The sequence below is a fragment of the Providencia sp. PROV122 genome, assembly GCF_028482365.1.
In the GTDB taxonomy this organism is placed as follows: Bacteria; Pseudomonadota; Gammaproteobacteria; order Enterobacterales; family Enterobacteriaceae; genus Providencia; species Providencia stuartii.
Window position 1 is genome coordinate 56691 of sequence record NZ_JAMPQI010000004.1, and the last position, 12032, is coordinate 68722.

Below are 12032 nucleotides of genomic sequence, written 5' to 3' on the forward strand. Positions count from 1 at the left end.
GATGCAATAGAGTAAACAATTTGTGCACCCTGTAGGTTAGCAAGTTGTCACTAAGCCGTAAATTTTTTTACACTAGATTACACGCGCGGCTAACAACTCCATGAGTAAAACAATGAATCACATTAATCATAGTGACATAATTTCGCAACACTGCTGCTATTGCAATCTTAAATTATCTATTCCTTCACATGATACTCAACAGGTTGTGATATGCCCGCGTTGCCACAGTCAGCTTGACGATGGCCGTTCTTGGTCACTAAACCGCTTATTTATTCTTTCTATTACATTATTAATGTTGGCACCTATCGCATTTTGGCAGCCATTGATATCAATCCATTTATTGGGAACACAAATCTATGCCAACGTGATCGAAGGTATTAGGCTCATCAATTCTCAAGGTGACCCATTCACTGCGAGCATTATCGCCTTCTGTGCCATCGGCGCACCTCTGCTTTTGCCTATTTCTATCGTTTATCTCTATATAGGAAGGCGTGTTCGCCTAAATCTACGCCCCGTCCTACTGATACTAAGTCGTTTAAAAGAATGGGTTATGTTGGATGTCTATCTTATTGGATTGGGGATTGCTGCAATCAAAATGCAAGATTACGCCAGCGTATTTTTGGGAAATGGTTTAATCGCTTTTATTACCATGACAGTAATTAGTCTGTTAATATTAATCCACCTAAATGTCGAACAACTTTGGCAGCTCTTCTACCCTAAAAAAGAGCAAGCTAATGACCCTCATGCTTTAACATGCCAAGCTTGCCACTATACCGGGCCTGCAAATTCACGAGGAGTCTGCCAACGCTGCCATCGCCCCTTACACTACCGCGAGCCATATAGCCTACAAAAAACATGGGCCGCACTGATTGCAGCGATGATCTTGCTTTTTCCTGCTAACTTAATGCCAATTTCCGTTGTCTATCTTAACGGGCAACGCATGGAAGACACCATTTACTCTGGTGTCGTTTCATTAATTGAATCAGGTAATTGGCCCATTGCTATCATTGTTTTTATCGCCAGTATTTTAGTGCCTTTTATTAAGATCCTGATCATGATTTTACTGTTATGCTCCATTCAACGTTGCAGTCAGACGGATCCGGTATTGAGGATGAAGTTATTAAAATTTGTGACATGGATTGGCCGTTGGTCAATGCTGGATTTATTTGTTATCGCACTCATGATGACGCTGATTAACCGTGATCAGCTAATGTCTTTTACTATGGGCCCTGCCGCATTGTTTTTCGGTATCGCTGTAATTTTAACCATACTCGCTGTCGAGTGGCTTGATAGTCGTTTAATTTGGGATTCTTATGGAAAATCAAAATCAACAAAATGAACCTGTAGAGCAAGAACAAGAGGCGATTTTACGTAAACGAGCACGTATATCACCCTTTTGGCTATTGCCTCTTGTCGCTGTGTTTATCGCAGGTTGGTTACTTTTCCAACATTGGTTGGAACAAGGTACTGAGGTGACAATTGAATTTTCCTCTGCTCCCGGTGTAGTTTCAGGTAGAACACCGATCCGCTACCAAGGTGTCGAAGTTGGATTGGTGCAATCTGTCACCGTTAGCCAAGATATGAAGAAAATTATTGTTAAGGCCAGTATCAATAAAGATATGAAGCCCGCACTCACCTCTGGCACCAAATTTTGGCTCGTCACACCTAAAGCCTCATTAGCCGGTGTTTCTGGCTTAGATGCACTTGTTGGCGGTAACTACATCGGTATGCAACCTGGGGCTGGTGAAGAGCAACACAACTTTATCGCTCAAGACTCCCCGCCACAACTACAAACCGAAGAGGGGCAATTACTCATCTATCTCACGGCTAAAGACTTAGGCTCATTGCATGAAAACTCACCGATTTATTATCGCAAAGTGCCCGTTGGTTATATTTCTGACTACACGATTTTGCCTAATGACCAAGGGGTTTCTATCGCCGCCATAATAGAAAAACGGTATACCCGATTAGTGAGAGAAAACAGTCAATTTTGGAATGTTTCAGGCTTCCAAGGCGGTTTTGATTTAAAATCTGGTGTGAATGTCAAAATGGAAAGCCTTTCTGCTGTAATCAATGGTGCTGTTGCATTTGATTCACCGACTAATAGTGCCCCAGCACAGGAAGGGCAACAATTTGTTTTGCATCCAAACAGGCATGATATTGGACAGGATGAACAGCAAAATAAAAATAGTTTAGTGGTTTCATTATGGTCTCCTGACACCTATGGCGTCGATGCCGGACAACCTATCGTTTATCGTGGAATAAAAATAGGTGGAGTGTTACAGCGTAACTTACTTGATGATAAAGTTACCTTCCAAGTCGCGATTTTGGATGAGTACCGCCATCTTATCCGTAACGATACCAAGTTTGTTGCCAATAGCCGCGTTGATGTCCAACTTGGCTTAACGGGGATCCAGTTTCAAGGTGCAACGCCGCAAGAGTGGTTAGATGGTGGAGTTCATTTATTGGTTGGAAAAGGTAAAGAGCCATTGCCTGAAACGTTCCCATTATATCGAAGTGATGATAATGCTAAGGCGGGTATAACAGGTTCATCACCCACCACCACAATTACATTAAACACTAACACCCTTCCTGATATTCAGGCAGGTTCAGTAGTACTTTACCGCCAATTTACTGTCGGTGAAATAGTCTCAATTAACCCAACCAAAGACGGTTTCGCGGTTAATATTCATATTTCTAGTCAATACCGTCATCTACTAACAGATAAAAGCGTCTTTTGGGCAGAAGGCGGCGCTAAAGTCAAACTCAATAGCAGTGGGTTAACCGTTCAGGCCGCTCCTCTTACACGAGCAATTAGAGGTGCCATTAGTTTTGATAATATTCCAACGGCCAAACTTGATAGTGCAAGGCAACATACCCTCTATCCAAACGAAACTGCGGCAAAAGCCATTGGGAGTGTCGTAACTTTAACCACTTTTGATGCGTCTAAATTGTCAGAAGGGATGCCGATTCGCTATTTAGGTATCGATATTGGACAAATCGATTCATTGAAATTATCGCCAAATAACCGCGAAGTGAATGCACGCGCGATCCTTTATCCAGAGTATGTGCAAGCTTTCACGAAGAGTGGCAGTCGCTTTGCTATTGTCACACCAGAGCTTTCTCCTTCTGGCGTCAATAACCTCGATACCTTGATCCAACCTTATATCAGTGCCGAGCCAGGACGAGGAAATAGAAATCGTTACCAATTTGAACTACAAACGGCCAATATTACAGACTCGCGTTACTTAGATGGCTTAACAATTATATTAGATGCCACCGAAGTTGGCTCTATTCAGGTTGGAACCCCTCTTCTCTTTAGGGGAATGGAAATTGGTACAGTTACTGGTTTATATTTGGGAGAGCTTTCCGACCGCGTATATGTTGCGACTCGAATTGGTAAAGAGTTCCAATACCTGATCCGCGACAATACCCAATTTTGGATCTCTTCAGGTTATAACCTCTCCTTTGGCCTCACAGGCGGCATGATCAAGAGTGGCACCTTCAAGCAGTTTGTTCGGGGAGGTATCTCCTTGGCGACCCCACCAACGGTGCCTCTCGCGCCGAAAGCGAAGCCAGATCAGCATTTCATTCTAAAATTAGAACCTCCTAAAGACTGGTTAGAATGGGGAACATCTATCCCTAAACAGTAATCACTAGAAAGGTGCATATTTTAACAATATTGCACCTTTCTTTTAACTCGCCCTTAAAAAACATTTTGGAAATCGATTCCATTTGTACTATGCTTAATTTTGTTGAGTCGTAACGCCACAGCTACACATTAATCGAGAGGTAACATTATGCGCATAGTTAATTTGAAAATATCTTCCTATGAAATCAATGACGCCATCATGTCAGATCACAAAAGTGATACCCTCAGTATACCTTGTGACTCTGATACTGAGTTTTGTATGCAATTAGATGGTTGGGATGAAAATACCAGTATTCCTGCACTCATCAATGAGAAACCCGTTCTGTTATACCGTCATCGTTATGACAAAGATAATCATCATTGGGTGATGAGAGTGGCTTAATTGATGAAATCACTATTTGGTGGGCTACAAACAACAGGCAAAAAAAGAGGCCTGGTAGATTCCGATTACCGGGCCTTGGGAAATGGCTCTGGCAGAGCCGTGCGCTAAAAATTGCCATTGAGACGTAACAAAGTACAATTTAATACTAGCTTGCTAAACGCACTCTTACCATACTAATTATCAATTATTTTACATGTTATTAACACAATTTATTTCTTAATATTCCAATATCGAGCTATTTGATTGATAGGTACACCCTATATCGATGATAAGTACAACCTTTCAACTTTTTGTTGATAATAAAAAATGCCACAAGTTATAAGCATAATCGCCTATAACCTATGGCATTGTTCTTCTTTAATAAAGATGAGGTTACGAGTTGTTACACAGCTTCTTCGCCGCTAATTTGAGTGGTTCTACGCGCTCTTCCGCGCTTTTTTCCGTCTCAATTGGCTTTAATAAAATATCGATCGGCTGTGCTTTGATCTCTTTTTTCTCCATTTGAGCCTGTGCCACATCATTGAGTGGGTACTGCATGAGTGTGGCAGGGTTGATGACAATCAGTGCACCATTACTTCTACATTCCAGCATCACTTCTTCTCGGGTAAATGGCCAATCATCACCAAACTGCTTTTTACTTACTGTCTCAATGGGTGCCGCAGCCACCGTAAAGCTAGTACTTGCCAGTAATACAGAACACAGCGCTAATTTCAGTTTCATACAACTTACCTTGTTAAAACATCAAGTTCACTATCAGGTGATTATACAGGTTGATAGGTCGCAAAAATAGCAACGGCTAAAATTGCCGTAGTACCTAACAGTAGCTCAATCCAACTATTAATAATCAAATACTGTAACCGCCCTTTTCTTTTAATATTCGGGACCAGTATATAGCGGTTCACTAAGGCTAAAATGACCATTAGTGCAACTAAGCTGATTTTTAACCAAAGCCACGATTGGTATTCTGAACCGGTATAATTAAACGGCCAATTTGGCAGTAATGTCATCGAGCTGATTATGCCTGTCACCACAACAATAACGACAGCAACGTGCCCTACACGAGAAAAACGGATCAAACTAGCAAAAATTTGCTTATCTAAGCCTGGCGCTAATTCTTTTTTATCTCGCAAGAACTGAATGCAAATCAAAAACGGCCATAATCCGCCAAACCAATAGGCTGAACTTATAAGATGAAGAAATTGATTTAAACGGTTTAACGCCCCAATGACACCACCATACATCGCGGCATGGCCAATCAAGGCATGTAAACCGAGGAGCACAATAGAAAGTAGTAATAACAGATAAAGCCGGATATTTTGTGAACGGATAAAAATCACACCTAATGTGATGACAGCAAACACCAATTCCCAACGCCAAACCAGCCCAAACGTTGTGCCAAATACACTTGACCAAATATCAAAGTCTAGTGCTTCTTCCCAGCCATCCCCCATCAGCCCAGCTTGGGCAGCCATCCAGCCAAAGGCTGTAACCACGGTGACTACTGCACTAAAGATAATCGCTCGATTAAGATAGCGACGAAGGATTTGACTAAAAGCACCCACACTTAATATCGCTGCGAATATTGACATTCCACACATCAACATCGCAGCAATAAAATGGGAAAAGCGTATAACTGTATAAAATGCCTCTAAAGACATGATTATTTCACAGTAAAGCTATATTCGCCTTTCGTTTTATGACCATCAACGGATACCACACTCCAATTTACATCATACTTTCCTGCTTCTAATTTGCTTTCAATTGGAATGATAACCTTGGTGTCATTGTTTGAATCTAACGCAGGCTTGCCTGTTTTCACGACGCTGTCATTAGGCCCCGTCACTTTCACTTTTGCAAAATTAATCTCAATACCTTCAGAGAAATTAAGGGTGATTGATTCAGGAGCCTTTTCAACCGCCGCACCTTCTGCTGGTAGTTGATCTTTTAAGTGCGCATGAGCGAATGCCTGTTGAAATGACATACCTAAAAATAGGACTGCAACAGCACTCAATTTACGCCAAGATGATTTGATTTGATAGATTGCCATAATTAGTAACCCCTTAATTTGCAGGTGAATTTGGATTATTTAGCAATCATTATACGAAAGAAACAAGCTTTCGCTGCCAAAAAATGAATTTGGCTGTTGAAGATGTGATTATCAACACAAAATGAAAAGAAAAAGGCTCATGAGCATTGAAATTAATCACTACAAATCATGAACCTATTGATGTTTTATATTAAACGTGGGCGGATGTAGACATATTTTTTAAATCTTTATCCAATAGGAATAGCGCTTTGCCACTTTCACCGACCATATCCAATTTGTCTAAGATTGATTTGAACAATTTCTCTTCTTCGTGTTGTTCAGCAACATACCACTGTAAGAAGTTAAATGTGGAATAATCTTGGGTAGTGATGGCTAAATGAGCCAGTTTATTAATTTCCGCAGTAATTTGTTGCTCGTGCTGATAAGTCAGCGTAAATACATCACCGATTGATTTAAAATCAACAGGAGGCGCGGCGATTTGACCTAATTTTGGCAGTGCACCAGTATCGCTAAGATAGTCAAATAAACGCTGCATATGCTCCATTTCTTCTTGAGAATGTGCTTTTAAAAATGCCGCAGCACCTTCAAAACCTTTATCGCTACACCATGCGCTCATCTGTAAATATAAATTCGCAGAATAAAACTCGAGGTTTAACTGCTCATTTAATTTATTGATCATGTCATTCGTTAACATATTTTCTTTCCTTAGTTATCAAGATTAATGCTTTTATTATGCACATTCTAAAAATAATTAAAACCCTAAAACAATAATAAAACAAAAAAATACAATTTACTGATAATTAATAACTTTTTGTAAAATTAATAATAATCAATCTCATTATCCTTAGTGGTATTTACCTGTGTTTTAATGAAAAAAATTATCATTGTTATTTAATAAAATAATACATTCTCATTATAATCAATAGTTGAGTTATTAAATATAATCTTACGTGAAAATAATTATTTCCCTCAATCAATTCAAAATATTATTTCCCTATATTTACGCCATAAGTAACGAGGCAGCTAGTGATTTTTTCCGATAAATTGCTACACTACCCCCTCTACATTGAAGTGATTGAGAGTGGATATGAGTCATAACCTTGCATTGTTACCCAAAGACGAAATGGATAAAGTCAATGTTGACCTACAAGCCTCGGGGGTTGCCTTTAAAGAGCGCTATAATGTTGCCGTGATCGCAGAAGCTGTCGAGCAGGAGCAACCTGAGCACCTTAGAGCCTATTTTCGTGAACGGTTAGCCCACTACCGCCAGCTTTCACAACATTTTTCTCGTCTACCCTACGAGCCCAAAAATCGCTAAGTATGATTTTTAGGCACGAATAACTAAAAAGGAGAAGCATCACTTCTCCTTTTTAGGACATCGCTACAAATCGAGATGGATTATTTTACAGAGTGATATGTAATAGTGGATTTTTCACAATCAACAGTCACATTATATTGCAGATCTTGCTTAGAGCCTCTGACTGTTAATGGCACTTGGTAACCCGTCTCTGTTTTCGTCACATCTTGATTATTAACCCATGCGACGGCTTTTTTACCAACTAATGCCTTTTCTTCTGCCCAACGTGGCAAGCGATTATTCATAAAATCGTTTTTAACTTGTGCAGCAATTTGAGGCTCTGCCAATTTTCCACAACTAATAAACGGAGCCGCTTTACCTTCTTCTTGGTTGGCGCTGAATGCAATCGAACTAAATAACAGTACGCAGCCACCTAAAGCAAAACCAATTTTCTTACCAGCCTTCATGCTTCCTCCGATCCCTATAAAAATGTTGGGTAACAAATTATATCAGTGACCATAGTTAATTTTATACGACATTTATCTAATATAACTAAAATAGTAGAAATAATTATAAACTGCCAGAATGGTATGACTTAACTAATATGTATCAGATTTTAGCATAAATGTTAATAGTTTGTTTTGTTAACGTTCATTTTCTTCATCAAAACGTACTTGGATCTGCTCTTTATCTTTGTATCTTTCACGGATTTCCTGTGCAACGAGCGCAATCGCTTCTCCGCTACTCATCCCATCAGCCATTAATTGGTGGATACGTTCAACCGCTTCTTGCTGTTGTTGATGATTAAGCGCTGGCATACCTGAAAACATGTCAAAACCCCTTCTTAACTGGTTAGTTTTAAATCGTTCGGAGAGAAAATAAAAAATTTTAGCTTAATTTTAACAGCTCTTGGCTTCTTAAGATAAGATATATGCTAATCTGGTTATCAGTTCTTTTTTATCGACTTAGCGTTTAGTATATACAAATGGTTATCAATAAAATACAACTCCCCTATTATCCTGATGTTGCTATTGACTATTTTACGCCACTAGCCCATCAACCTTGGTCAATGCTGCTCCATTCAGGCAATGCCGAGCATTCGCATAACAGATACGATATTGTTGTGGCTGATCCTATTGCAACGCTAACCACTATTGGCGATAAAACGACGATCACCCACCCGCATTCGGTTGAGAGTTCAGACGCAGACCCATTTAACCTCCTTCAACAAACTATTGAACACTACGCCCCTGACCATGCTAGTGATGATACGCTTCCTTTCACTGGCGGTGCTCTCGGTATTTGGAGCTACGATTTAGGTCGTCGTATCGAAAAAATGCCACACATAGCGACTACGGATTTATCGTTTCCAGATATGGCCGTTGGGATATATCAATGGGCGTTGATTGTCGATAATCAAGAAAAAACGGTCACCTTATTCAGTTATTCTGATACCAATAAACGCCTTGATTGGTTGAAGAAACAAAAAGCTTCACGTAAAACCAAGTTCGCCCTTACCAGTTCATGGCATTCAAATATGTCACAAGAGCAGTATCACGAGAAAATCGGCCAAATACATGAATACTTGCGTAGCGGTGATTGCTATCAAATAAATCTAGCGCAGCGTTTTCAAGCAAAATATAAGGGTAATGAATGGGATGCATTTTTATTATTAACCCGAGCAAATCGCGCCCCTTTCTCTTCTTTCATTCGTCTTCCTAATAATGCGGTGATCAGCATCTCGCCTGAACGCTTTATTCAGTTACAAGATGGTGAGATACAAACACGTCCAATCAAAGGCACACTACCTCGTTTAGAGGATGAACACGCCGATGCCATGCAAGTCGAAAAATTGGCGAATTCCCCTAAAGATCGTGCTGAAAACTTGATGATTGTCGATTTACTCCGTAATGATATTGGTCGAGTTGCACAACCAGGAACAGTCAAGGTCCCTGAATTATTCGCTGTCGAAGCCTTCCCAGCGGTTTATCACTTAGTTAGCACAATTACTGCAACACTTGATAAACCCTATACGGCAACAGATCTTCTGCGTGCAAGTTTCCCGGGAGGCTCAATTACTGGTGCCCCTAAAATTCGGGCGATGCAAATCATTGAAGAGCTTGAACCTCATCGTCGTCATGGCTATTGTGGCGCTATAGGCTATATTAGTTTTTGTGGCAAAATGGATACCAACATTACCATCCGTACACTGTTAACAGATAAAAAACGGATTTTTTGCTGGGCTGGCGGTGGTATTGTGGCAGATAGCCAAGCGGATAAAGAGTATCAAGAAACCTTTGATAAGTTACGGCTGATATTACCCGTGTTAGGAGAAGTAGAGCACGATGACCAAACTGAATGAGTTTATAAACCGCTTTCAGTTTACCCTGCCAGTGACTCGCCGAACTCAACGGACGGCGAGCAAATCTGCTGCCGTTCTTCTGCCCATTATCAATAAAACCACTCCCACATTATTATTAACGCAGCGTTCCCCTTTTTTGCGTTCACATGCCGGACAAGTGGCTTTCCCTGGAGGGGCACGTGACCCTGAAGATGGCTCTCTAGTGACTACCGCGCTGCGAGAAGCCTATGAAGAAGTGGCTATTCCCCCAGAGAAAGTTCAAGTACTTGGGCAACTCTCGCCACAACAAAGTATTGGCGGCTACGAAGTCACCCCAATCGTCGGCCTGCTCCCCGAAGGCATTAATTATCGCCCTAATCCTAGTGAAGTGGCCTCTGTATTCGAGGTTCCGCTATTTGATGCGCTATCACTGAATCAACATAAATATGTTGATATCAAACGTGCTGGTCAAAGTAACCGTATTTTCTTCTATTGGCATAACGGACATCTCGTTTGGGGTCTCACTGCTGCCATCCTTCATCAGCTAGCTCTGCAACTCAAGTAGTCATTTTGTGCCGTAATTGAATACATTTTGTGCTATTCTGTAGCAATTGGCCTTTTGTTACTACCTTATTTTAAAAAATAATTTAAACTTACTGGTTAACACTACTAAATAACAGTAAAGTAGCGCCCTTTAAAATAAATCACTAAATATCTACTTTTTTTAAGGAGTCCTGCGTGATAAGCGTATTCGACATGTTTAAAGTGGGCATAGGTCCTTCAAGCTCTCATACCGTCGGCCCAATGAAGGCGGGAAAAGAATTTGTCGATGATTTGGTAAGCAAACAATTATTACCAAGCGTCACACGCATTGCGGTCGACGTTTATGGCTCTCTTTCACTCACTGGAAAAGGCCACCATACTGATATTGCAATCATTATGGGCCTTGCTGGCAATTTACCTGCTACTGTTGATATCGAATCTATTCCTGGCTTTATTGAAAACGTTGAAAAGACTGAAAAGCTACCCTTAGCTAACGGCACTCACACGGTAGATTTCCCACGGGAAGGTGGAATGAACTTCCGCCTAGATAATCTGCCTTTACATGAAAATGGTATGACTATCCATGCCTTTGCAGGCGAAGAAGAAATTTATACCAAAACTTACTACTCAATTGGTGGCGGTTTTATTGTTGATGAGGAACATTTTGGTCAATCTGTTCTGGATAGTAAACCCGTTTCCTACCCATTTAACTCAGCAGAAGAACTTTTGCTTCACTGCAAAAAAACGGGGTTATCCATCTCTAGCTTGATGATGAAGAATGAGCTTGACCTTCACACGAAAGAAGAGATCGATGCCTATTTTGCCGATGTGTGGAAAACCATGCAGGCTTGTATTGAACGCGGGTTAAATACCGAGGGAGTTCTACCGGGGCCACTGCGCGTACCTCGTCGTGCGCCAGCATTGAACCGTCTTGTCACATCATCAAGCAAACTGTCCAATGACCCGATGAATGTCGTTGATCTCATTAATATGTTTGCATTAGCGGTTAACGAAGAAAATGCGGCAGGTGGTCGCGTTGTTACTGCCCCAACCAACGGTGCCTGTGGTATCGTTCCTGCGGTTTTGGCTTATTACGACCACTGCATTGAGCCTGTTACGCCGGAATTATACACACGTTATTTCCTTGCATCGGGGGCTATTGGTATTCTTTATAAAATGAATGCGTCTATCTCTGGTGCGGAAGTGGGTTGCCAAGGCGAAGTTGGTGTTGCTTGCTCAATGGCAGCGGCAGGTCTTGCTGAATTGTTTGGTGGAAGCCCTGAACAAGTTTGTGTTGCCGCTGAAATCGGTATGGAGCACAACCTTGGTTTAACCTGTGACCCTGTTGCAGGACAAGTTCAAGTACCTTGTATTGAGCGTAATGCGATTGCATCCGTCAAAGCCGTCAACGCAACACGTATGGCACTCCGCCGTACGAGTGAGCCACGTGTTTCTCTCGATAAAGTGATTGAAACGATGTACGAGACGGGCAAAGACATGAATGCCAAATACCGCGAAACTTCTCGCGGAGGTTTAGCAATAAAAGTCCAATGTGACTAGGGTCTTTATTCACTAGTCATTAATTGAATCACTTCACCGATGCCGCGTATTTTACTTTGATTAAACACGCGGCATTTTTTATCAAGTATTGTTGATTATTATCTGACTTAATTGTTTAGGGTGATCTTTAATACGTCATTTTTCGCCTACTTGGCTTTTCTATTTTTAATTTGTAACAAAAACTTAATTAAATCGTTACTTAAATCCCTT

At 40.9% G+C, this 12032-nt stretch carries 13 protein-coding genes; 7 read left to right on the top strand and 6 right to left on the bottom strand.

What is annotated here, in order from left to right:
• The first annotated feature begins 112 nt into the window (after positions 1-112).
• From yebS to PSE69_RS03480, 3 genes are all read left to right on the top strand, one after another.
• On the top strand, positions 113-1339 hold the full coding sequence (gene yebS / locus PSE69_RS03470; protein ID WP_014656085.1) for a membrane integrity lipid transport subunit YebS: 1227 nt from the start codon (positions 113-115) through the stop codon (positions 1337-1339).
• Positions 1314-3653 (top strand): MlaD family protein, encoded by a 2340-nt coding sequence (locus PSE69_RS03475; RefSeq protein ID WP_272675013.1) that lies wholly within the window; start codon positions 1314-1316, stop codon positions 3651-3653. Before yebS ends, PSE69_RS03475 begins: the two co-directional genes overlap by 26 nt.
• Before the next feature lie 147 nt (positions 3654-3800).
• Positions 3801-4034, top strand: coding sequence for a DUF1480 family protein (locus PSE69_RS03480; RefSeq protein WP_004920410.1), 234 nt, complete (start codon positions 3801-3803; stop codon positions 4032-4034).
• A 372-nt stretch (positions 4035-4406) separates the two neighbouring features.
• Here PSE69_RS03480 and PSE69_RS03485 read toward each other — a convergent pair whose 3' ends face one another.
• The 4 genes from PSE69_RS03485 to ftnA form a co-directional block, all read right to left on the bottom strand.
• Positions 4407-4754, bottom strand: a complete 348-nt coding sequence (locus PSE69_RS03485) for a DUF2511 domain-containing protein (RefSeq protein WP_004920411.1) — start codon at positions 4752-4754, stop codon at positions 4407-4409.
• Positions 4755-4795: 41 nt separating this feature from the next.
• A complete protein-coding gene (copD, locus tag PSE69_RS03490; RefSeq protein ID WP_004920413.1) occupies positions 4796-5692 on the bottom strand; it encodes a copper homeostasis membrane protein CopD in 897 nt (298 codons plus the stop codon).
• Between the two features lie 2 nt (positions 5693-5694).
• Positions 5695-6081: a copper homeostasis periplasmic binding protein CopC gene (copC, locus tag PSE69_RS03495; RefSeq protein ID WP_004920415.1), complete on the bottom strand. Its 387-nt coding sequence runs from the start codon at positions 6079-6081 to the stop codon at positions 5695-5697.
• A gap of 190 nt (positions 6082-6271) precedes the next feature.
• Positions 6272-6775 (bottom strand): non-heme ferritin, encoded by a 504-nt coding sequence (gene ftnA, locus PSE69_RS03500; RefSeq protein ID WP_004920416.1) that lies wholly within the window; start codon positions 6773-6775, stop codon positions 6272-6274.
• Between the two features lie 393 nt (positions 6776-7168).
• Here ftnA and PSE69_RS03505 point away from each other — a divergent pair, with 393 nt between their 5' ends.
• Positions 7169-7399 (top strand): DNA polymerase III subunit theta, encoded by a 231-nt coding sequence (locus PSE69_RS03505; protein WP_014656087.1) that lies wholly within the window; start codon positions 7169-7171, stop codon positions 7397-7399.
• 80 nt (positions 7400-7479) lie between these two features.
• Here PSE69_RS03505 and yebF read toward each other — a convergent pair whose 3' ends face one another.
• Both yebF and PSE69_RS03515 read right to left on the bottom strand, forming a co-directional pair.
• The gene (gene yebF, locus PSE69_RS03510; protein ID WP_272675016.1) at positions 7480-7845 is read right to left on the bottom strand and encodes a protein YebF; all 366 of its coding nucleotides are present in this window, start codon (positions 7843-7845) and stop codon (positions 7480-7482) included.
• Between the two features lie 177 nt (positions 7846-8022).
• A complete protein-coding gene (locus PSE69_RS03515; protein ID WP_004920422.1) occupies positions 8023-8208 on the bottom strand; it encodes a YoaH family protein in 186 nt (61 codons plus the stop codon).
• A gap of 155 nt (positions 8209-8363) precedes the next feature.
• On the opposite strand from PSE69_RS03515, the gene pabB reads away from it, so the two are divergent.
• The 3 genes from pabB (at position 8364) to PSE69_RS03530 (ending at position 11822) form a co-directional block, all read left to right on the top strand.
• Entirely contained in the window at positions 8364-9740 is a 1377-nt protein-coding gene (pabB, locus tag PSE69_RS03520; protein ID WP_014656088.1) for an aminodeoxychorismate synthase component 1, read from the top strand.
• Positions 9724-10284 (top strand): CoA pyrophosphatase, encoded by a 561-nt coding sequence (locus PSE69_RS03525; protein WP_004920428.1) that lies wholly within the window; start codon positions 9724-9726, stop codon positions 10282-10284. Before pabB ends, PSE69_RS03525 begins: the two co-directional genes overlap by 17 nt.
• A 173-nt stretch (positions 10285-10457) precedes the next feature.
• Positions 10458-11822 (top strand): L-serine ammonia-lyase, encoded by a 1365-nt coding sequence (locus tag PSE69_RS03530; protein WP_014656089.1) that lies wholly within the window; start codon positions 10458-10460, stop codon positions 11820-11822.
• Positions 11823-12032 lie beyond the last annotated feature (210 nt).

What these genes read in the sequence shown, in the direction of transcription:
- PSE69_RS03505 (WP_014656087.1), top strand. Translation starts at nt 7,169, where the DNA reads ATGAGTCATAACCTTGCATTGTTACCCAAAGACGAAATGGATAAAGTC.
- PSE69_RS03525 (WP_004920428.1), top strand. Translation starts at nt 9,724, where the DNA reads ATGACCAAACTGAATGAGTTTATAAACCGCTTTCAGTTTACCCTGCCA.
- PSE69_RS03515 (WP_004920422.1), bottom strand. Translation starts at nt 8,208, where the DNA reads ATGTTTTCAGGTATGCCAGCGCTTAATCATCAACAACAGCAAGAAGCG.
- PSE69_RS03485 (WP_004920411.1), bottom strand. Translation starts at nt 4,754, where the DNA reads ATGAAACTGAAATTAGCGCTGTGTTCTGTATTACTGGCAAGTACTAGC.
- ftnA (WP_004920416.1), bottom strand. Translation starts at nt 6,775, where the DNA reads ATGTTAACGAATGACATGATCAATAAATTAAATGAGCAGTTAAACCTC.
- pabB (WP_014656088.1), top strand. Translation starts at nt 8,364, where the DNA reads ATGGTTATCAATAAAATACAACTCCCCTATTATCCTGATGTTGCTATT.
- PSE69_RS03480 (WP_004920410.1), top strand. Translation starts at nt 3,801, where the DNA reads ATGCGCATAGTTAATTTGAAAATATCTTCCTATGAAATCAATGACGCC.
- yebS (WP_014656085.1), top strand. Translation starts at nt 113, where the DNA reads ATGAATCACATTAATCATAGTGACATAATTTCGCAACACTGCTGCTAT.
- copD (WP_004920413.1), bottom strand. Translation starts at nt 5,692, where the DNA reads ATGTCTTTAGAGGCATTTTATACAGTTATACGCTTTTCCCATTTTATT.
- copC (WP_004920415.1), bottom strand. Translation starts at nt 6,081, where the DNA reads ATGGCAATCTATCAAATCAAATCATCTTGGCGTAAATTGAGTGCTGTT.
- PSE69_RS03475 (WP_272675013.1), top strand. Translation starts at nt 1,314, where the DNA reads ATGGAAAATCAAAATCAACAAAATGAACCTGTAGAGCAAGAACAAGAG.
- yebF (WP_272675016.1), bottom strand. Translation starts at nt 7,845, where the DNA reads ATGAAGGCTGGTAAGAAAATTGGTTTTGCTTTAGGTGGCTGCGTACTG.